Source organism: Scytonema hankhaensis NUACC26 (assembly GCF_045865695.1).
Taxonomy (GTDB): domain Bacteria; phylum Cyanobacteriota; class Cyanobacteriia; order Cyanobacteriales; family Nostocaceae; genus Scytonema.
This window is the reverse complement of record NZ_BAACAP010000228.1, coordinates 31,920-52,719: the sequence shown is the minus strand read 5'-3', so window position 1 is coordinate 52,719 and position 20,800 is coordinate 31,920. Positions and strand designations below refer to the sequence as shown.

Genomic DNA, 20,800 nt, shown 5'->3' with positions numbered 1-20,800 from the left:
CCTTGGTAACTGCGATGCGATTTCACAGCGAATGGAAGCGAACTTGCACGGAGAAAGCAACTCGATTTCATTCGAGAAGTGCTGCCATTCGCCTTTGAGGTGACTTGAAGTGAGATGTGAGATTACATACGCCGTAACCGCTGGTTTCCAAGAGTAGATATTTTTATATTGTTTACTTCACTAGCCGTGGGAGGTTTTTCGGATTTTAATACAATAGTTTTGGGGCGGGCAAGGATGCCCACCCCACAAGATGCATTACTTACTGTGTTTATTTCAACATTTGTAACAATTAGGCATTAACAACCCCTGCATCAACTGCAAGTTCTAACAGGTGAAAAGGTGGTTGGTCGGGGAGCGTTTTCTTCAGAAGCGGCATGGATACGTTATACACCGGAATGTTACTTATGGTTCGCCCCTCTAAATGACCATTATGAGCGTGACCGTGAAAAGCAGCAGTCACCGAATATCGGGTGAGTGGTTCCTCAAGACGACTCGAACCGAGAAATGGAAAAATTTCTGGCGGTTCACCCTCAACGGTAGCCTGGATTGGGGAATAGTGAAGTATAGCAATGCGCTGAGAAGTTTCTAATCTCGCTAATGCAGATTCTAGTTTTAAGGCTTCATCCACCGCCTCATGGACAAAGTACTTGATAGCTTCTTCACCCCAAGCTCCTAACGCCTTAGAACCAAAGCCTCCAGCAAATCCCTTCACCCCAGCAAAACCAACACCCTTAACCTCACAAGCATCCCCATCAAGCACCCGCACACCTGCTTCAGTAAGAATTTGTTTGACCTCATCTTGCTTTCCAGATTCATAATCATGATTGCCAAACACAGCAATAGTTGGAATTTTCGTAGATGCTAGCTCCTTGACGAGGACATGGGCTTCCTCGGGCAGCCCGTAGTCTGTTAAATCGCCGCATAGCAACAGTACGTCGGCAAGCTCGCTCGCTTGCTCAAACAGGGGTTGTAGGGCTCCCTGAGATGTCTTGGTACAATGGATATCTCCTACTGCTGCTATACGCACTACATCCTTCGTTATTGCCATCAGTTTTTCCCCTTAAACTTAACTAAATCATGGCGCAATTACTGGGTAGATTTTAATGCATCAATAGGAGCATTTTTTTTTGAAAAATATCAGTATTTTTACAGATTACTGCTTCGCTCTCCGGATTGAAGATTTATTTTGAGTTTTCAAGGATGATCGAGTTCTTACGCAGTTACGCACTTGTCCCCCTCATTTTTAGGTAGAACCCTGAAAACGAGGGGTTAAAAGGATTTGGGAAGTCAAATATAAAGAATATGCAAACTGAAACAATCACTCAAATTGAACTCGATCCACAAACTCGCGCTTTCTACTGTCAAGCACTCCAACTCCTAAATGAGTCTAAAGTGCCATTTCTGGTTGCAGGAGCATTTGCTTTTGAGCGCCACACCAGTATCGCACGTCCGACAAAGGATTTGGATATTTTCGTGCGCCCACAAGATAAAGAGCGAGTTATGGAGGTTCTATCTGCAGCGAGTTGTCAGACTGAAGTGCATTCACAACACTGGTTAGCGAAAGCCTTCTGTGGTGAAAACTTTGTTGATATTATCTTTAACTCTGCTAATGGTCTTACTGAAGTTGATAATGGCTGGTTTCAGCGTGCTGTCAACGTGGAAGTGCTGGGCATCCCCGTCCAAATTTGTTCGCCTGAAGACCTATTGTGGTCAAAGTCCTTCATCATGGCTCGCGATCGCTATGACGGAGCAGATGTTGCCCACGTACTGCTCACTTGTGCTGAACATTTAGATTGGTCATACCTGCTTCATTGCTTTGGCTCAGACTGGCGAGTCCTCTTCAGCCATTTGATTCTTTTTGGCTTTATCTACCCAGCAGAGCGATCGCGCATACCAAACTGGGTGATGCAAGAATTATCCAAGCGGTTGGAAGATGAAATCAACAATCCCCCCCCAAACGAAAAACTCTGTCAGGGAACACTACTCTCACCATTACAGTATCTCATTGATGTAGAAAAGTGGGGATATAAGGATGCAAGGCTTCAGCCTGCAGGGAATCTGACAGCAGAAGAAGTTTCTCAATGGACAACAACACTTACTGAAGAAATCAAAAGTAAATCTGATTGAGAAGGAATACATTAGACCTCTCCAAAAAAGATGTAAGGGCGCTCTTGCATTGCGCCCCTACCAGAACTTTCGGGTAATGCATAATTAATTTTTGGAGATGTCTATTACTTATCATTATAGCAGTTCTCACTTGAATGAAGTACAGATTTATCTCCGTCCATCTGCTACAGGCTGCGGTTCCATAAATTTTTTATGTATTGTACCCAAGTGAGAACCGCTATATCTTAAAGGAGTTTTTCGGATTTTCACTGTTTACTGGTCACTGGTCACTGGTCACTGGTCACTGATAACAACTTCAACACCTTAGAGCGTAACGGCTCATCCTCCGGGAGTGCCATAAGTTCATCAATTGCCTGTTGCCGAACTTTGCCTTTGCCTAAAATTCTCAACCAAAGTGTTTTTTCTGTTTCGGGTAACTCGTCAATTGCCACTATTGCAGACCGGAAAGATTTTGCAAAAAAGTACACCCCAGGTGACCAATGCCTCTTCCTCTCTCTCGCCCTAAATCCTTCTATCAATTCAGCAGAAGCTGTTGGCGTCAGTACCCATAGTCTAGGTAAATTGTTTTCTGCAACTTCTTCCTCATCTTCGCTCGGCTGACGCTCAAATTTATCAATCATTTTTAACAGCTTCAGCAGTGAGTTAGAAACATCCATTTCATCAGGTTCATCGAGGAAAGTTTCAAAAATTGCAGCCTTAGCAGCAAATCGACCCAACAAACCCAGCTTTGCAACCTCTGCCACAGGCGGCGATTCATGAGGTACAAACCAAACATCTATTTCTACATACTCTGACAATCGGCGAGCAATCTCTACCGAACCTAGAGGCTGCAATAAATCCTTAAAATAGCTTTTGACAAATCGATCGTAGGAAGAGCGTGTCATAAAAACTCTGTTGTACTAAACATATTTCTGAAGCGTTTTTTCCAGCTGCTGCACTGTAGCTCTAGGAGAAGGGCGAGGTAAAGGTTGCTCTATTCCCTCTTCCTCTGCACCTCTGTAATTTACAAGAAAAAGTACCGGAACTTCATACTGATACGCTTGAAACCAATCGTCGCGAGTCGTAATATCCCGAACTTCCAACTGTAGAGACGCAATACTTTGCTTCTCCACAATTTGTTCTAACTTTTCTTGCAAACCCTCACACAAATGACATCCCGGCTTGCTGTATAAAATTAATCGCATTGCCTCAACTGAACTGATACACTTTCATATCTTACAACCCTGCAATCAGTTCTTGCACCCTCTCTAAACCACTTGCGTCATTTTGCTGACTGTAGATTTTTGCAGCTTGCTCGAAAGCTTGCTTTGCTTCAGATGACTTTTTCAGAGCTAGCAGAGAGTATCCTTTGCTTTCATAGGCTTCTGCATATTTGGGATTGCGTTCGATCGCACGCTCGCAATCCTTAACCGCATCATCATACTTCTTCCGAGCAAAACGGGCAACACTTCGATGATAATACGCCTCAGTATAATTACTATCTAGCTCAATAACTTTATCAAAGTCTTTTGTGGCATTTTTGTAATCTTCCAAGGCTTCGCGAGTTAGCCCCCGATTGAAGTACGCCCAAGCCCAATTATTAGAATTACCAATAGCTTTGTCAAAATCTCTAATTGCTGCTTGGTAGTCCTTCAGAGCATAATGAGCCATACCTCTGTTATTGTATGCCTCAGAGGATTTGGGATTTAAGCGAATAGCCTCAGATGCACTCGTCACAACCGCCGCATAGTCTTTCTGAATGCGGTAAATTGTTGCTCTTCCGTTGTATGCATCAGCGTATTTAGGATTTATAGCGATCGCTTTATTAAAATCAGACAAAGCAGCTGGGTAGTCTTTTTGGTCGAGACGTGCTAATCCTCGGCTGTTGTATGCTCTAGCATAGTTCGGGTCAACTTCTATAGCTTTATTGTAATCAGCGATCGCGCCTGTATCGTCTACCAATTGACTCTTAGAAAGACCGCGACTGGTGTAAGCTTCCGCAAATTTAGGATTGACTTCAATAGCTCGATTGTAGTATGCGATCGCATTTTTATAATCAGTCTTTTGATAACGATTATCTCCCCATAGGGTAAAATCGGGAGCCTCTGCAATAAAACCGTCACTTGGTAACTGAGCGCTATCTAGATCCGCACCCCGAAGATCCGCATCAAACAGAGTTGCGCCCTTAAAATTCACACCCGTCAGTTGTGCGCCACTCAAATCAGAATTATCGAGGTTGGCATACTGCAAGTTACTTCCTTGCAAATTAGCATTACTCAAATCCGCACGGTGCAAATTAGCATAACTGAGATTGGCATTCTTCAACTGCACGCCTCTCAAGTTAACACTATCCAAGTTAGCTCTATTGAGATTAACACCATTGAGAGACACACCAATAAGATTCACATTTCTCAAATCTACGCCACTCAAGTTCACCCCATTAAAATTAACCCCATTGAGGTTGACGTTATCCAATCGCACGCCTCGAAGATCCGCATTAGTGAGATTCACGCCACTAAGATTAACACCACGGAGATCCGCATTATTTAAATTTGTATTACTTAAATTAGCATTTCTCAGGTCTGCACCACTTAAGTTAGCACCACTGAGATTGGCATTACTTAAATTAGCTCCACTCAAGTCAGTACGAGATAGATTTGCTCGGGACAACGTAGCACTTTTTAAGTCAGTATCCCTCAAATCAGCACCACTTAAGTCTGTACCACTTAAATCTGCATTTATTAAATTAGCATCATAGAGGTCAGCACGAACGAGATTTTTCCGGCTGAAGTTCGTGTAACTGAGATCGCATTTAGAACATCTATTAGTTTCCGTAAGCTGTTTAACGTGTTCTGGTTTTTCAGCATAACTTGGAACCGCTACTAATATTGGAGCGAAAAACGCGATAGTAGCAACAAACTTTTTAATACTTCTTTTATAAGAGGGAGTCGTTGATGTAAACATTACCATAACTTGCGCTTAACCAGGATGATACCTGACCGACTTAGCTAGATACCGATGTATCTCAAAAGCTATTTTTCATAACAGATGCTTCTCTGGATAAGTTTGTTCCTGGTATTTGGGACAGAAGCGACAATCCATTACAGTTATATCAATTTGCATCTGCGTGAGGTACAGATTTATCCGCATCACAAGGATTAGTCCTTCATCCTCAATGGCTTCCAACAAATGTTGATAGTCATTAAAATCAATGACCACTTTTTGAATGTTTCCTTCTGTCTCAGTTATTAATTCTCTGGCAAATGGATATTTATCGGCTTTCATTTTCTGGCTTTAGTAAGCAAAGTACAACTGTAAAGTTTTCAGGGCTTACGCAAAATCAACGGTATTTTGGAGATTGCACGCGTTGTAGATCCCCCCAACCCCCCTTAAAAAGGGGGGCTATGGGTAAGTCCTAGTTTATTCCAATTCCCTTCTTACTATAAATGACTAAACTTTCTTTGTGTCTTTATAGTGGGCAATGCCCACCATACATAAACTACTTTTTAGATGCAGTAGGCATACCCAAAATCTCCTCAATTCTAGGCATTTGTTCCAACGGAATCACCCGTCCTTCATCCTCAAAACCAGCAATTTGGTCAAAATTCAAATACCGATACAAATGATCGGCAAAAGGATGAATTTTACTTCCCACAATATCCAAATACTCCTGCACGGTAGGAATCCTTCCCAACAGCGCACAAACTGCAGCTAATTCCGCAGAACCGAGATACACTCGTGCATCTTTACCCATGCGGTTATTGAAGTTGCGAGTAGAAGTAGAAAACACCGTGACTCCATCAGCAACTCGCGCTTGATTACCCATGCACAAACTGCATCCCGGCATTTCTGTTCGCGCACCTGCAGCACCAAAAATACCATAAACACCTTCTTCCTTCAGTTGGTGTTCGTCCATGCGAGTCGGTGGAGAAACCCACAAGCGAGTTTTCACTGCACCTGCACCATCTAATACCTTAGCCATGGCACGATAATGACCGATATTTGTCATACAAGAACCAAGGAATACTTCTTGTACGGGGTCATTAGCAACTTCCGATAACAATTTCACATTATCGGGGTCATTGGGCGCTGCCACAATAGGTTCTTTGATTTCATTCAAATCAATCTCGAGAATTTCCGCGTATTCTGCATCGGTATCCGCTTCTAACAATACCGGGTTTGCCAACCACTCCTCCATCTTGGCAACGCGCCGCATGAGAGTTCGGGCATCTTGATAACCCCGTGCTACCATGTTCTTCAACAGAGCTACATTGGAACGCAGATATTCTGAAATTGTCTCAACACTCAATTTAATCGTACAACCCGCACAAGAACGCTCGGCACTAGCATCAGTCAATTCAAAAGCTTGCTCAACTTTCAAATCTGGTAAGCCTTCCATCTCCAGAATCCGCCCAGCAAAGACATTTTTCTTGTTCTTCTTCTCTACTGTGAGCAAACCTTTTTGAATCGCTACATAGGGAATGACATTCACTATATCCCTAAGAGTAATACCAGGTTGCAACTCTCCTTTAAACCGTACCAACACGGATTCTGGCATATCCAAAGGCATAACACCCAAAGCTGCAGCAAACGCCACTAATCCAGAACCACCGGGGAAGGAAATACCCAGAGGGAAGCGAGTGTGAGAATCTCCACCAGTGCCAACAGTGTCTGGTAATAGCATTCGGTTTAACCAGGAGTGAATGATACCATCGCCCGGACGTAAAGCAACACCACCGCGAGAGGCGAAGAAGTCGGGTAGTTCTTTTTGAGTTTTGATATCAACTGGTTTGGGATAAGCTGCTGTATGACAAAAAGTCTGAATTGTCAAGTCAGCAGAGAAACCGAGACAAGCAAGTTCTTTTAATTCATCGCGGGTCATCGGTCCTGTGGTATCCTGAGAACCAACGGTTGTGACAATCGGTTCGCAAGACGTACCGGGACGAACTCCAGGTAAACCGCAAGCTTTACCCACCATTTTCTGTGCCAAAGTATAACCTTTGCCTGTGTCGGCTGGTTGTTTGGGTCGGGTAAAGACTGTACTGGGTTCTAAACCAAGAGCCAGTCTGGTTTTGTCTGTAAGGGTACGTCCGATGAGTAGGGGAATGCGCCCGCCTGCACGGACTTCATCAAGAATTGTATCGGGTTTGAGGGTGAAGGTGGAAATAACTTCGCCGTCTTCGTTAGTAATTTCTCCTCTATGGGGATAGATGGTAATCACCATACCGGTTTCCATCTTGGTGACATCACACTGGATGGGTAAAGCACCCGCATCTTCTGCAGTATTAAAGAATATGGGTGCGAGCGTACCACCTAAAATATACCCGCCCGATCGCTTGTTGGGTATGTAAGGAATATCATCTCCAATGTGCCATAGCACGGAGTTAATTGCCGACTTACGGGAGGAACCAGTTCCTACTATATCCCCAACATAAGCTACAGGATAACCTTTTGTCTTTAACTCAGCAATGGTTGGCAGCGAACCGGGCATTCGACTTTCCAACATTGCTAAGGCGTGTAGGGGAATATCGGGACGTGTGGTAGCCTGGGTTGCGGGAGATAAGTCATCTGTATTTGTCTCGCCCGGTACTTTGAAGACAGTAACGTTGATAAATTCAGGCAATGTTGGACGAGAAGTAAACCATTGAGCTGCTGCCCAAGAATCAATCACCTGTTTGGCAAAAGGATTGGTTTTGGATAACTCTAGAATATCGTGGAAGGCATCATACACCAAAAGAGTTTTGCTCAATGCCTCTGCTGCATAGGCGGCTATCGGTTCCTTTCCTTGCCCTTTCATCACTAAGGGTGTTTCAGAAGAATCTGATAGAGATGTGGTGGGAGTTTGCAGAAGTTCAATTAATGCTTGGACGTTGTAACCACCTACCATCGTACCTAACCATTGTACTGCAGCAATAGGTGAAATTAAGGGGCTGCTCGCTTCCTTTTTCGCAATGGCACAGAGAAACCCTGCTTTGACATAAGCTGCAGGATCGACCCCAGGAGAAATGCGATCGCGTAACAAGTGCAGTAATGTATCTTCTTCACCCGCAGGAGGATTCTTTAGTAATTCACACAGTTCAGATGTTTGTTTTGCATCTAACGGTAAGGGGGGGATTCCAAGGGCGGCTCTTTCTGTAACGTGTCTGCGGTATGATTCTAACATTCTGCTCTCCAGATTCTACTCAGTCATCAGGGATTGGGGTTAGGCGGGGTTCTCTAGTCTCTAACCCCCTCTTAACAATTATCGCGAATTCCTTCCCCTCCGGTCTCGCTTATAGCATATTTTCCCGTCAAAGATTAAGCTAAGAATTCCATAACTTACACAACTTCAGTCAACTAACTCTTGTCTGTTGTGGGATGCTGTTGTCTGTTGTGGGATGCTGTTGTCTGTTGTGGGATGCTGTTGTCTGTTGTGGTACGGGCTTCTAGCCCGTCCTATGTTAGTGACGGGCTAGAAGCCCGTACCACAAGAAATTTTGGGAGAATTTTACAAGAAATTTTGGGAGAATTTTACAAGAAATTTTGGGAGAATTGCCGATTGACAAGTTTCTTAATTGAGTTTTTGCTCATTATAAGATAAACTGTCAGACTGAAGAAGTCATAAATTTATACTTCATACTTAATAATTATTTATGCCCAAAACACACACAGTTGAAATCATCCACCAAGGCAAAACTCATACCTTGCAAGTCGCTGAAAATGAAACTATATTATCAGTCGCTGATGCCAGTCATTTAGAGTTGCCAAGTTCCTGTCATGCTGGAGTTTGTACGACTTGTGCTGCCAAAATTATCTCTGGAACTGTGGATCAAACTGATGGCATGGGCGTTAGTCCAGAGCTTCAAAAACAGGGCTACGTGTTGCTTTGTGTCGCCTATCCTCGCTCCGATTTGAAAATTGAAACTGAGAAAGAGGAAATAGTTTATCAGTTGCAATTTGGTAAATAATAAAAAAATGTGGTATCCGGCTGCACAATCAGATAGGTACGTATATCCCCTCCATACATAAGTTAGGAAGAGCGCGATGACGACTCATTTTATGACTGTAGAAATTGACTTACAAGAAACTCCCACCGAACTGCAAAAAGCGATTGAAGCAGAACTCAAAAAACAGGGAGAACCTCTCCGTTGGGCTATTTCCTCAGTAGACGTTAAAAAGCAAACCTGTTCTGTTGAAGCTGTTGTAACCAATGGTTAGTCGTTAGTCGTTAGTCGTTAGTCGTTAACTGCTAACTACTGTACGGGCGCAATGCCTTGCGCCCCCTACTAACAACCAACATTTAATAAATGTTATACACATCTATTTTAATTGTACCGACTGGGGTTGGAGCATCGATTGGGGGCTATGCAGGCGATGCATTGCCAATTGCAAAAGCTTTAGCTAGGGTTTGCGATCGCTTGATTACTCACCCAAATGTCCTCAATGGAGCCAACTTGTACTGGAATTTACCTAACACTCTTTACGTAGAAGGTTACGGGCTAGACAAATTTGCAGCTGGAGAGTGGGGATTGCGCCCTGTTTATCAGAATCGGATAGGTTTGATTTTAGACAAAGGAATCGAACCAGAGTTACAGTTGCGGCACTTGCAGGCAGCAGATGCAGCGAGAGCAACACTAGGGTTATCTTTGACTGATTATGTCATAACTGATGCTCCTTTAGAAGTAAAATTACAGACATCAGCATCGGGGGTAAGTTGGGGAACAATTGGTAACCCAGATAGCCTGTTACGAGCAGCATCTGTCTTGATTGAAAAAGCAGGTGCGGAAGCGATCGCAGTAGTTGCGCGTTTTCCAGATAACATAGATGAGGAAATAGAGCAAAAGTACCGCCAAGGAAAAGGAGTCGATCCCATAGCAGGTGCAGAAGCAGTCATCAGTCATTTAATTGTCAGAACATTTCAGATTCCCTGCGCCCATGCTCCCGCTTTTTTGCCTCCTCCCCTCGATCCCAATTTATCTCCCCGTTCTGCTGCTGAAGAATTAGGTTATACTTTTTTAACAAGCGTACTTGTTGGTTTGAGTCGCGCACCCCAATTTTTGATTGGGACGAGTCATCAATTGACCGAACAAGAAACCAAAATTAATACCAACACAGGAGCCAAAACAGGAGACATCTGGGCAAATGAAGTCGATGCGGTAATTGTACCCGCAACTGCCTGTGGTAGTAGCGCTTTACTCAGTTTAAGCCAAAGTCGGCGATGCCAAATCGTAACAGTAGAAGAAAATCAAACTCAGATACAAGTACGACCCCAACCATTGGGGATCGAGACAATACAAGTAAAATCATATCTAGAGGCAATAGGTGTATTGGTTGCTCATCAGGCGGGGATCGATCCATTAGTCCTCAAATCGGAGCTATCCCAATTACGATTATTAAAATATGAAAGCTAAGTGATGAATTGTTAAGCGTTCGAGATTAACATAAAAAAGCATTCATAATTTTTTTCCTTTCCCTCCTCGAGGAGACTCCCGTGGCACAACAGCACAAGCACGAGCCAGAAATTCCATACCTGACACGCACCCAAGTGTTGGTAGCGATGGGAGTAACTGCAGTTATTTTGTGGATAGTCGCTAAACTGTGGTTGCGCTTTGGCAATATTCCTTTAATGTCCTGGCGTTGGCAAACAACGGATTTAATGCTAGGAGCTTTTTTGGGTCTATCTATCACAATTTTAAGTGGTATAGTCTATCGTCTTTGGACTCCCTACCGTAGAAGTGCAAACTATTACTTAGAAATGGTATTGAAGCCCCTTGCTTTACCAGACATCATTTGGCTGGGGCTATTACCAGGTTTGAGTGAAGAATTATTATTTCGCGGTGTTATGGTACCAGCTCTAGGATTTAATCATCTAGCAGTCATTCTATCTAGTTGTTGCTTTGGTGTCTTACACCTAAGCGGTCCCCAACAATGGCCTTACGTAATTTGGGCGAGTGTTGTTGGATTATTACTAGGATACAGCGCCCTTCTGACTGGTAATTTACTAGTGCCGATCGTTGCTCATGTAATTACCAATATGATTTCTAGCTTTTTATGGAAGCTCGGTCAATCTTAATTAAGAGGATGTTTGAAAAGTAGTCTGCTGTCATTTTCATCACATTATTACCCCCCTTAGTCCCCCCGATGGATTGGGGGGAAATAAAAGAAATCTAGTTCCCACCCCTTGATTAACCCTTGGGGTAGTGCAGGGATATCAGTAATAGGGTTCCGCCATTTTTTCAGAGCTTAGTTCGTGACAATCAAGTTAATGAAACGCACCGTTAGCATCCCAGTCAACTTGCCATCTGAAAGATTTCTACCACTGATGAACCAGTGTGCAGAAATTTTTAACACACACGTTGACTGGGCAATTGCAAACAAGACTTACAACAAAAACAAGGCACACAAGGAACTGTATCACTCGTTAAGAGTGCAGTAGCATGAAGTGCCTTCTGCTTTGCTGCAAACAATCAGAGACAATGCGCTCGAAGCAATCAAAGCCACTAAATTTAAAAGTTTTCCCAAAAAGAAACCGACATCAGGGCTTAGATATGACAAGCGCACAATGACGCTTAGGGGAAAACAATTAACTCTCTCGTGTATTGGCAAGCGAGTTAATTTAATTCTCGATGTCCCTGACTATTTCAAAGAAGTTTTTGAAACTTGGGAATTTGGCAGTGCAACTGTTACCTATACCGAACAAACCAAGCAATTCTGGGTAAGATTGGTATTTGAGACAGAAACACCACAACAAATAGAAGGACAAATTCAAGGAATTGACAGAGGTTTGTATCATCAAGTTGTCACCAGTGATGGTCAATTCTTTAGTTATTCTAAAATCCGCTCCGTGCAAAGACGTTATTTACATAATCGTCGTCATCTCCAACAAAAAGGCACTCGCAGTGCTAAACGTCGCTTGAAAGCGATGTCTGGTCGCGAGAAGCGGTTCATGAAGGATACGAATCATTGTGTGAGTAAAAAGCTAGCCAACCAACCAGGGATAGCGGTTTTTGTGCTTGAGGACTTGTTCAGTATTCGCACTCAACTCAGGGGCAAGAAGATGAATAAATGGTTGGGCAGCTGGGCGTTCTATCAGCAAGAGCAGTTCTTGGCTTATAAGGCAGAAGTTTTGGGAAAACGAGTGGTACATCAAGATCCTCGTTACACCTCCCAAAAGTACAATATTTGTAAGCATATCAAAAGAACAAATCGGTATAAGTCTAGGTTCCACTGTAGAAATTGGGGACACCAGACTCATGCCGATTTAAATGCTGCTAAAAATGTCCGAGACGACTATATTCTCTCCTCTACCTTCGGGACGGAGGAGCAGGCGTCAGTCAATGCGCCATATGTTTCAGTCAAGTTTCTCGGCTAGTTACAAGCGCCATCCCCTCGTGGGTGGCACCGTTGACCCCTATCCATATGATATGCCTTATGAAGAAGTAGAAAGCATTTTTAAATCAAAGTTAAATCAAAGCGAGCCATAAAGTATTGGCGCTAGAGCGATCGCATCTGGTAGAATCCGATGTTCCTGTACTTGAATCCTAGCATGAAGCGTTTCAGGAGTATCATCAGGCAACACGGGTACAGCAGCTTGCATAATAATTGGTCCGCTATCCATCTCCAAACATATGAGATGCACCGTACAACCAGCAATCTTCACTCCTGCTGCAAGTGCTGCTTCAACAGCATGCGATCCCTTAAAACTCGGCAACAAGCTTGGATGAATATTCAGAATTCGATTGGGGAAAGCGTCTATTAACACAGAAGTTACCAATCGCATCCAACCTGCCATGACAACCCATTCCACACCATATTCGCGCAAAGTTTGCACGATTCGTCCATCTAAATCTTGACGGCGTTTGTAGTTTCGATGGTTGAGAAGAACTGCAGGTACACCCCACTTTGCCGCCCTTACCGCAGCATAAGCATCCGGGTTATTATAAATCAAAACTTTAATTTCAGCAGATAAGCGCCCATCATCAATATCTCGAGCAATAGCTTCAAAATTACTGCCATTTCCCGAAGCCATAATTCCCAATTTTAAAGTGCCATCTTTCCATTTGTAACTAGAAATGCTTGGGGAAATCAAGCTGACATCCATTGTATCAGTTATAGAATTGTGACCCATAAAATCTGTAGAGCGGCTAATTTGCTCTACATTATCTTACATTAAGTTAGTTGTTAGTTGTTAGTTGTTATTAGACCACTATCTACTAACGACCAACCACCAACCACTATCTACTAACCATTTCTCTTACTGCTTCTCCTTTTTGTTCCAAAGTACGTAGGGTATTTAAAGATAGAAACCCAAAACCAACTTTAGAAGCAATATCTAGCAGCGTATAAAACATTGCCTCAGAACCTTGACCAAAGGCTCTAAATCCTTCTGGACTGAGAATCCATACAATTGGATAAAGCGTCCACAATACCAAATGGACTGTTATGAGCTTGCGAAAAGCTGACTTCGCTCTCGGATGTAGGCGTTCAGCTTCAACTCGATACGGTTGTGCAAGCATATAAACAATTGCTAGATATGCAGCACAACTCACTACATACCAGATGTAGCTCATGGGCTTGGGTGTGACTGTAGCGACAAAGCCAGTAGCTAGCATATAAGCATTTGCTCCTAGCAAGCTACCTGTGATAGGTAAACTCGTTCTTCCCAGAAAAGTTAAATCCAGTAGTAAAAGGGGCGTTGAAAAAAACCAAGTTAGGAATCGTACCCAGTAGGTAGGGCGATCGTTAATAATATTAACCCCCAAACCCAATGCCATTGCTAGATAAAGTCCAGACGCAATTAAGCAAATAAAAAAATTGAGCGTGTACAAGATTTTCCATCGTTCATTTTTGGCATTGTGTGCGCCAAATCCAAAAAAGGCGCTTCCCAGTGCCATACTAATAACACCAATCCAAAGCCAAGTTTGAGTCATGTAAAGTCTCTATCTTAATAAATAAGTATTTTTACGAACGTGTCTGAAATTATGTCAAATTTCTTAAAATAAAAAATACCTCTAATTGCAGATTTTAATCAATTCCATATATAGATTTAAATACAACTAAACACTATCCAAAGATAGATTATGTTTATTAACTACATCTCATTAATGTTAATAAATCTTGTGGCAGGATTATTTCTCCTTGCTAGTTACGTTTACTATGGTTTAGACAATAGCGATCGCAAACGTTGGGTTCCTGGCTTTGGGATAACAGGAGCAATTGCACTTTTGACTGGTTTACACATGACTTTTACATGGCCAATTAGAGGGAGTTTCAATATTGCCTATGGTGAAACAACAATTTTATTTGGAATTTTGTTTATTGCGACTTCCATAGCTTTAGCCCAAGGATGGGATTTAATGACAATTGCTGTTTACGGATTTTTTGCTGGGCTTGCTGCTCTTGTGATTGGTGTACGTATTATTAATCTCGATATAACAAAACGTCCCCTGCTCACAGGAATTGGATTTATCCTAACAGGATTAGGTGGAATTTTTGCTTCCCCAACACTATATTTCCGTACTAATCGAACTCTCCGATTAGTTGGCACGATTGTTCTTGTAGCAGCAGCTTGCATTTTTGCTTTAACAGGATATTTAACTTATTGGGGTCATATAGCTGACTACTCAAACTGGCAACCATTACCTATGAGAACGCCTTAGTTTTCAGCCACTATAAGGCAAAACCGGGTTATGCACTACAATGCCTATCCTACAGTACTTAGATTTTTCACAAATCAGATACGATTGCTATATGTATATGCTGGGAAGTCAATAATGCAAACACTGTCAATTAACAATAACCAACGGCTGCAACTTGCACCTCTTGCAGTTCCATCTCGTCTTCTGTTGGGACCGGGACCATCTAATGCCCATCCTGCAGTTCTTGAGGCAATGAACACTTCCCCATTGGGACACCTCGATCCTGCTTTTTTAGGGCTGATGGATGAAATTCAATCACTCTTGCGCTATGTATGGCAAACGGAAAATCCTATGACGATCGCAGTTTCGGGTACGGGATCTGCTGCAATGGAAGCAACGATCGCTAACACTGTAGAACCCGGTGATGTTGTCTTAGTCGGTGTCATGGGATACTTTGGCAATCGTCTCGTAGATATGGCGGGGCGATATGGTGCAGATGTAAGAAGCATTACAAAATCTTGGGGACAAGTGTTTACTCTGGATGAATTGCGGAGTGCTTTGGAAACCCATCGTCCGAGTTTGTTAGCTTTGGTTCATGCGGAAACTTCTACAGGCGCACGTCAACCTTTGGAAGGTGTTAGCGATTTGTGTCGAGAATTTGGGTGTCTGCTACTGATAGATACAGTTACGAGTTTGGGAGGCGTTCCTATATTTTTAGATGAATGGGGAGTTGACTTGGCTTACAGTTGCAGCCAGAAAGGTTTGGGTTGTCCGCCAGGGGCTTCGCCATTTACAATGAGTCCTCGTGCAGTTGAGAAATTGCAAAAGCGTCCGAATAAGGTGGCGAACTGGTACTTGGATATGACTTTGCTGAACAAGTACTGGGGTCAAGAACGGGTTTATCACCATACTGCTCCCATTAATTTGTATTATGCTTTGCGTGAAGCATTGCGCCTAGTAGCAGAAGAGGGATTGGAAAACTGTTGGCAGCGCCATCAAAAGAATGTAGAATATCTCTGGGCAAGATTAGAAGATTTGGGGCTAAGTTTACACGTTGAGCGAGAGTTTCGTCTTCCTACGCTGACGACAGTTCGCATTCCAGAAGGAGTTGATGGTAAAGCGATCGCACGGCAGTTACTGAACGAGCATAATATTGAAATTGGGGGAGGATTGGGCGAACTAGCAGGTAAAGTTTGGCGCGTTGGGCTTATGGGTTTTAATAGCCGTCAAGAAAGTGTTGATAAATTTGTAGATGCATTAGAGAAAGTAGGAATAAAAGGTTAGGGGGAATTAAGACAGCGTAGGTTGGGTTGAGGAACGAAACCCAACTAAAATAAAGATTGTGCGGGCTTCTAGCCCGCACCACAACAAATTTTGAGTAAACATTAATTTATTCCCCTTATACAAATCAATTTTGTGTTGCTTGCGAATTGCTCGAAGAACGTGAACTTCGATGAGATTAGTAAATGAAAGAAGTCGTGGTCTGCGATTGTGAATTGGAATCAAGGGCTTGAAGAAATTAGATCCCGAAGTAATCCGGTAACGCCGCCCCACTGTCCATGCTCGAATTGTACCTCTTGGAATGCGTAAGTAGCGAGCAGCATCACTGATGGAATAACTTGGGATGTCTCTAGGATCTATTCCTCCATAAATATTTGTCATAAGCGCACCTGCCAAAAGGGGGTATTCTTATTATTAAACATATTTCCGCCATCGCTCTCTTACATAAAATGCAACGCTCTCAACGTCAAGAAAATCCCAATAATTACGAAAAATATTTTCAAAACCACCTCTTAAATGCACGTACATGGGTAGGTCAACCGTTTTAATTCTCCCGCAAATGGAGGAGTTAGGGTAAACTTTAACAGCGATACCAAGTTAAAGCAATGGGGAGCGCTGTTGACAAACTCGCTAAAATAAAGTGTATTTGTATTACTTGTAAGACGTATGCAACAAAGAGTAGGAGTAGTTGGCTTTACAATCGACGGAGAAACCTCTAAGGACTTGGACGATGCAATTTGGATCGAGCAACAAAACGAAGGGATACTGCTGTCTATCCATATCGCCGATGTAGCCGCCTACGTGAAGAAAGATAGCTACATCGATCGCAACGCTCAGAATAGAATAGAAACGAGATATAGAGCTAGTAGGGTGAGTCCCATGCTGCCCAAGCAGCTAGCAGAAAATGACCTCAGCTTGTTGGAAAAGCAAACACGAGATACCGTGACAGTACAAGTTCGCTTGTCACAGAGCGCGGAAATTTTAGAAACTAGAATTTTTGAATCGGAACTTTGTAGTCTAAGGAGATTTTCTTACGCTGAAGCAGATGCTGCTTTGAAAAATCGGGAAGACGATTTCCACTCTGCTTTAAAACTTTGTCAACTGATAGCCAAAAAACTAAACATTCGCCGTCAAGAACAAGGTGCGATCGCTATCTCATTAAGCGATAATTTACTAGTCACTGAAGATGGGCGTTTGCTCGCGGTTGAGTATAAAAGCCAGCAAATTATCTCCGAATTTATGATTCTTTGTAATTTTGTGGTAGCCAACACCATGGCGAACGCAGGAATCAACATCGTGTATAGAAATCATTCAGCTAAGGAGATCGCACCCGATCGCAAGCGCATCTTAGAATCAATATCGGTTGTGGCTTCTATGGGCTACATTCAGTCATTGCTAATTAATTGGATGAACAAAGCTGAATATAGTCCTACTTTAACAGGACATTTTGCTTTGTCAACACCAGCTTATTGTCATTTCACATCTCCCATTAGACGGTACGTCGATCTAGTCAACCATAGAATTCTCAAAGCTTGGTTGAACGGACAAAAACTGCCCTATACTAAAGCAGAACTTCAAGAAATTTCGATTAAAGCAACTGAATATCGACAGAGTTTACAAGAAAATGCTGATGATTATTTCTCAGGAGAAAAGAAAAAACAGTATGAGAAAATTCTTGTGTCTAATGAGTTTAAAGAACTCCCTCCAAAAGAGTTTTCTCGCATAGTTAAATATACTGCCAAGCAGAACAATGTTGAAAATATAGTTGATGAAATAAAACGCAGAGCGCAAGAAAAAATACTACAACCTCCAGATTTTACATACCTTCTATTTTATGCTCGAGATAATAATGTCCATAAAATAATTTGTTCGGCTTTAAACGAAACTCCTAACGTAGCAGTTTCAGCACTGACTATACAGTGTCAAAAGGTTGAAAACTGGAAGATAGAAGATTCTATTATTGATGAAGGTACGGAATTTTGTACTTGGTTTGTTATCAGTATTGATGGTGCGGCACTAACAACAAAAAAAGGTGCAACAGATCTCTGGAAAGCAAATAGCCATAATAAAGCAGCAGTTCTCTGGATTGAGGAATATCTTTGTGGTAATTTGGTTCATCCCGACGAACGAGAATTACCTCATAAGGTTGAAAGCAAGCACCTATCAGCAGCGCCTCGAACTATGCAAGAACTGACCCCAAAAGAGTTTAGCCGCGAGGTAAAGCGTGTTATCGAACTGAATACGGTTGAAAGCATAATTGATGAAATTGAACGGCGAGGAAAACAAGAACTTTTGCAAGCCTCAGATTTTACTTATCTTTTATTTCACAGCAGGGATTCTAAGGTACATGAGGTAACTTTATCGGCTTTAACCAAAGTGCCTTACATGGCAGTCTCGGCATTAATGATGCAAACTCAAATTAATACGAATTGGAAGATAAAGAACTCAATTCTTGATGAAGGCAAAGAATTCTGTACGTGGTTTGTCGTTGCGGTTGATGGTTCGATGCTGACAACAAGAGAGTGTGCGATCGCCCCAGGAAAAGCAGCGAGTCGCAACCAAGCAGCCGTTCTTTGGGTTCGAGACTATCTTCGTGGTTGCTTAGTAAATCCTAGTGAAAGAGAGTTACCCGTCAAAGTAAAAACTGAAGTTCAAAAACCCATTGTTATAGATACTGTTGACTTAAGCGCTCCCGATCTCAATTTCGTTGGACTTCTGCAAGAACTGGTTATCAAACTCAAGCAACAAGAACCAAAATATACCTTTACTCAGCTAGGAGGCGGGGGTTTTCGGTGTCGCTGTCGCATTGAATTGTTTGAGGAAGAAATTCTCGCTGTAGCTGATTATCCTAACAAGAAAACAGCCAAACAACTTGCTGCTAAAGAGGCTTACACTCAAGGGATAAAAGTTTTGGAATCCGTGCCGAATTTAGTTTTTAGCGAAACCAGTTGATTAAACATTGCCCTTAAGCGTATTAGAGTTGCTATGATGACTATGCGATCGTTACGTACTGCGTACTGCATAGTCGCAAGTCAATCAAATTCAGGTGGCCACAAGTCTGATACTACTAATTCCCATCCCGGCAATAAGTCTGGTAGCGTCAAGCGATCGCTATCCCTTAAAACTATAGGGTTTTGACCGAGCCGATAAACAGTAACGGTTCGCTCGTCGGGGTTGCTCGAGACACCGACAGTACTTCCCAGTTCTAGAAAAAGTTGAATTTTTTCTACCAAAACCTTAACGCGGTCAGTTTTAGATTTCACTTCAACTGTTAGGTCTGGAACCATCTGTACAAAATCGCGCTTAGTCTTTTTTAAGCGTTCGGCTTTGACAAAAGACACGTCAGGATCTCGCAAATCTCTACTCAAAGATGGGTCTGTAGTCGGCAGAATAAATCCAGCACTGGAGCCTGTTACTCTTCCTAGTTTGCGAGGACGTACCCAATTGGCAAGCTGTCGTGCAAACTCCAAGCCAACTTCTTCTGATTCGTAATCCGATGGACGCATAACGACAATACTCCCATCCACCAGTTCCATTTGCCAATCTGGGTGTTCTGTTTGTAATTCTTGTAAATCCGTAACGGTGAACATAATGCTCGCGAGCGCTTTTTCTTTTTAATTTTAGCTGAGTGTCATTACTCGTTTCTTCCCAGTAACGCAACAATCAATCAAATTCAGGAGGCCACAAGTCCGATACTACCAATTCCCATCCTGGTAACAAGTCTGGTAGCGTCAAGCGATCGCTATCCCTTAAAACTGTGGGGCTTTGACCAAGCCGATAAACTGTAACAGTTCGCTCATCGGGGTCAATTAGGATACCGACAGTACTCCCTAGTTCTAGGAAAAGTTGAATTTTTTCTACTAAAACCTTAACGCGATCGGTTTTAGATTTCACTTCAACTGTTAGGTCTGGAACCAGCTGTACAAAATCCCGCTTAGTCTTTTTTAAGCGATCGGCTTTGACAAAAGATACATCAGGAGCGCGTAAATCTCTACTCACAGATGGGTCTGTACTTGGCAGAATAAATCCAGCAGAAGAACCCGTGACTCTTCCTAGTTTGCGAGGCTTAACCCAATTGCGAAGTTGAGCAGCAAGCTCAGTACCAATTTCTTCTGATTCGTAATCTGATGGACCCATAACAACAATACTCCCATCCACCAGTTCCATTTGCCAATCTGGGTGTTCTGTTTGTAATTCTTGTAAATCCGCAACAGTAAACATAATGGTCGCGATCGCTTTTCTTTATTTTAGCTGAGTCTGCTTAGTCAACGCGATCCGGTGTTAATGAGTGGTGAATTTCCTCTGCTATGCATCCAGCAGAAGGGTAATAAAATTGTTAAGCGCTTTGCTTTACTTCTACAGTGACCCGGTTTTGCTCTATCCACTGCTGGTAAGCTTGCTCGTCACCACCGAACGAGTCAATCGATACTTGACGTTCTGGCATCGGTTTAAGTGGTGCGTTGATGGGTGAGTACTTACAATGACAAATGACTATGATGTCAAATTCACCTATGGGAACGTCAGGGGTGTAGGTTTCCACTTTTGTGACTTCCCAATCACCTTTTCGATAATGAGTGCTGTAGCCGTGCTGTTTTGGATCGTGAAGCGTATCAACTCTGAGAAACTCCGCCGGACGATATCCCACTTTTGGTATTGGTTTATTCGAGCAATCGTAATGTTCGGTTAAAATTCTGGTCAAAGATTGTGTATGCTCTAGTTTACGGTTTTCCCAACCCGTTTGATTTGCTTCGGCGCGAAAAATAATATATTTACGCATTTTGCTCCTTGTCAGTGTC

At 42.7% G+C, this 20,800-nt stretch carries 22 protein-coding genes; 10 read left to right on the top strand and 12 right to left on the bottom strand.

Translation table 11 applies throughout. The features are described from left to right. Nucleotides 1-289 precede the first annotated feature (289 nt). Entirely contained in the window at nt 290-1,048 is a 759-nt protein-coding gene (locus ACKTT2_RS33985; protein WP_407895105.1) for a metallophosphoesterase family protein, read from the bottom strand. A gap of 254 nt (nt 1,049-1,302) precedes the next feature. Here ACKTT2_RS33985 and ACKTT2_RS33980 point away from each other — a divergent pair, with 254 nt between their 5' ends. Next, nucleotides 1,303-2,127 carry a nucleotidyltransferase family protein gene (locus ACKTT2_RS33980; RefSeq protein ID WP_407895103.1) on the top strand — a complete coding sequence of 275 codons (825 nt, stop codon included), beginning with the start codon at nt 1,303-1,305 and terminating at the stop codon, nt 2,125-2,127. A gap of 266 nt (nt 2,128-2,393) precedes the next feature. Here ACKTT2_RS33980 and ACKTT2_RS33975 read toward each other — a convergent pair whose 3' ends face one another. The 5 genes from ACKTT2_RS33975 to acnB all read right to left on the bottom strand — a co-directional run bounded on the left by ACKTT2_RS33975 (nt 2,394) and on the right by acnB (nt 8,269). Then, nucleotides 2,394-3,011 (bottom strand): hypothetical protein, encoded by a 618-nt coding sequence (locus tag ACKTT2_RS33975; protein WP_407895101.1) that lies wholly within the window; start codon nt 3,009-3,011, stop codon nt 2,394-2,396. Between the two features lie 15 nt (nt 3,012-3,026). Next, the gene (locus tag ACKTT2_RS33970) at nt 3,027-3,311 is read right to left on the bottom strand and encodes a glutaredoxin family protein (RefSeq protein ID WP_407895099.1); all 285 of its coding nucleotides are present in this window, start codon (nt 3,309-3,311) and stop codon (nt 3,027-3,029) included. 31 nt (nt 3,312-3,342) lie between these two features. After that, a complete protein-coding gene (locus tag ACKTT2_RS33965; RefSeq protein ID WP_407895097.1) occupies nt 3,343-5,070 on the bottom strand; it encodes a pentapeptide repeat-containing protein in 1,728 nt (575 codons plus the stop codon). Between the two features lie 75 nt (nt 5,071-5,145). Then, nucleotides 5,146-5,391: a RelB antitoxin-like protein gene (locus ACKTT2_RS33960; protein ID WP_407895095.1), complete on the bottom strand. Its 246-nt coding sequence runs from the start codon at nt 5,389-5,391 to the stop codon at nt 5,146-5,148. A gap of 214 nt (nt 5,392-5,605) precedes the next feature. Then, a complete protein-coding gene (gene acnB / locus ACKTT2_RS33955; RefSeq protein WP_407895093.1) occupies nt 5,606-8,269 on the bottom strand; it encodes a bifunctional aconitate hydratase 2/2-methylisocitrate dehydratase in 2,664 nt (887 codons plus the stop codon). A gap of 180 nt (nt 8,270-8,449) precedes the next feature. On the opposite strand from acnB, the gene ACKTT2_RS33950 reads away from it, so the two are divergent. The 6 genes from ACKTT2_RS33950 (at nt 8,450) to ACKTT2_RS33925 (ending at nt 12,457) form a co-directional block, all read left to right on the top strand. After that, the gene (locus ACKTT2_RS33950; protein WP_407895091.1) at nt 8,450-8,686 is read left to right on the top strand and encodes a hypothetical protein; all 237 of its coding nucleotides are present in this window, start codon (nt 8,450-8,452) and stop codon (nt 8,684-8,686) included. A 52-nt stretch (nt 8,687-8,738) separates the two neighbouring features. Next, a complete protein-coding gene (locus ACKTT2_RS33945) occupies nt 8,739-9,053 on the top strand; it encodes a 2Fe-2S iron-sulfur cluster-binding protein (protein ID WP_407895089.1) in 315 nt (104 codons plus the stop codon). Nucleotides 9,054-9,129: 76 nt separating this feature from the next. Further along, nucleotides 9,130-9,303 carry a DUF8621 family protein gene (locus tag ACKTT2_RS33940; RefSeq protein ID WP_407895087.1) on the top strand — a complete coding sequence of 58 codons (174 nt, stop codon included), beginning with the start codon at nt 9,130-9,132 and terminating at the stop codon, nt 9,301-9,303. Between the two features lie 89 nt (nt 9,304-9,392). Beyond that, a complete protein-coding gene (locus ACKTT2_RS33935) occupies nt 9,393-10,496 on the top strand; it encodes a DUF3326 domain-containing protein (protein ID WP_407895085.1) in 1,104 nt (367 codons plus the stop codon). Between the two features lie 80 nt (nt 10,497-10,576). Next, the gene (locus ACKTT2_RS33930; protein ID WP_407895083.1) at nt 10,577-11,158 is read left to right on the top strand and encodes a CPBP family intramembrane glutamic endopeptidase; all 582 of its coding nucleotides are present in this window, start codon (nt 10,577-10,579) and stop codon (nt 11,156-11,158) included. A 369-nt stretch (nt 11,159-11,527) separates the two neighbouring features. Next, a complete protein-coding gene (locus ACKTT2_RS33925) occupies nt 11,528-12,457 on the top strand; it encodes an RNA-guided endonuclease InsQ/TnpB family protein (protein WP_407895081.1) in 930 nt (309 codons plus the stop codon). A 96-nt stretch (nt 12,458-12,553) separates the two neighbouring features. Here the strand turns inward: ACKTT2_RS33925 and purN are convergent, their stop codons facing one another. Continuing rightward, a complete protein-coding gene (gene purN, locus ACKTT2_RS33920) occupies nt 12,554-13,213 on the bottom strand; it encodes a phosphoribosylglycinamide formyltransferase (protein WP_407895079.1) in 660 nt (219 codons plus the stop codon). 106 nt (nt 13,214-13,319) lie between these two features. Next, nucleotides 13,320-14,015, bottom strand: a complete 696-nt coding sequence (locus ACKTT2_RS33915) for a bacteriorhodopsin (RefSeq protein ID WP_407895077.1) — start codon at nt 14,013-14,015, stop codon at nt 13,320-13,322. A gap of 150 nt (nt 14,016-14,165) precedes the next feature. On the opposite strand from ACKTT2_RS33915, the gene ACKTT2_RS33910 reads away from it, so the two are divergent. After that, nucleotides 14,166-14,744: a DUF981 family protein gene (locus tag ACKTT2_RS33910; RefSeq protein WP_407895075.1), complete on the top strand. Its 579-nt coding sequence runs from the start codon at nt 14,166-14,168 to the stop codon at nt 14,742-14,744. 111 nt (nt 14,745-14,855) lie between these two features. Continuing rightward, the gene (locus ACKTT2_RS33905; protein ID WP_407895195.1) at nt 14,856-16,007 is read left to right on the top strand and encodes an alanine--glyoxylate aminotransferase family protein; all 1,152 of its coding nucleotides are present in this window, start codon (nt 14,856-14,858) and stop codon (nt 16,005-16,007) included. 6 nt (nt 16,008-16,013) lie between these two features. Here the strand turns inward: ACKTT2_RS33905 and ACKTT2_RS33900 are convergent, their stop codons facing one another. Continuing rightward, nucleotides 16,014-16,385, bottom strand: a complete 372-nt coding sequence (locus ACKTT2_RS33900; protein ID WP_407895073.1) for a helix-turn-helix domain-containing protein — start codon at nt 16,383-16,385, stop codon at nt 16,014-16,016. A gap of 285 nt (nt 16,386-16,670) precedes the next feature. On the opposite strand from ACKTT2_RS33900, the gene ACKTT2_RS33895 reads away from it, so the two are divergent. Then, complete coding sequence (locus tag ACKTT2_RS33895; protein ID WP_407895071.1) at nt 16,671-18,956, top strand: RNB domain-containing ribonuclease; 2,286 nt, start codon at nt 16,671-16,673, stop codon at nt 18,954-18,956. Nucleotides 18,957-19,036: 80 nt separating this feature from the next. Here the strand turns inward: ACKTT2_RS33895 and ACKTT2_RS33890 are convergent, their stop codons facing one another. The 3 genes from ACKTT2_RS33890 to ACKTT2_RS33880 all read right to left on the bottom strand — a co-directional run bounded on the left by ACKTT2_RS33890 (nt 19,037) and on the right by ACKTT2_RS33880 (nt 20,781). Continuing rightward, nucleotides 19,037-19,594 (bottom strand): Uma2 family endonuclease, encoded by a 558-nt coding sequence (locus tag ACKTT2_RS33890; protein ID WP_407895069.1) that lies wholly within the window; start codon nt 19,592-19,594, stop codon nt 19,037-19,039. 73 nt (nt 19,595-19,667) lie between these two features. Beyond that, nucleotides 19,668-20,225 (bottom strand): Uma2 family endonuclease, encoded by a 558-nt coding sequence (locus ACKTT2_RS33885; protein ID WP_407895067.1) that lies wholly within the window; start codon nt 20,223-20,225, stop codon nt 19,668-19,670. A gap of 115 nt (nt 20,226-20,340) precedes the next feature. Further along, complete coding sequence (locus tag ACKTT2_RS33880; protein WP_407895065.1) at nt 20,341-20,781, bottom strand: hypothetical protein; 441 nt, start codon at nt 20,779-20,781, stop codon at nt 20,341-20,343. Nucleotides 20,782-20,800: the final 19 nt, after the last annotated feature.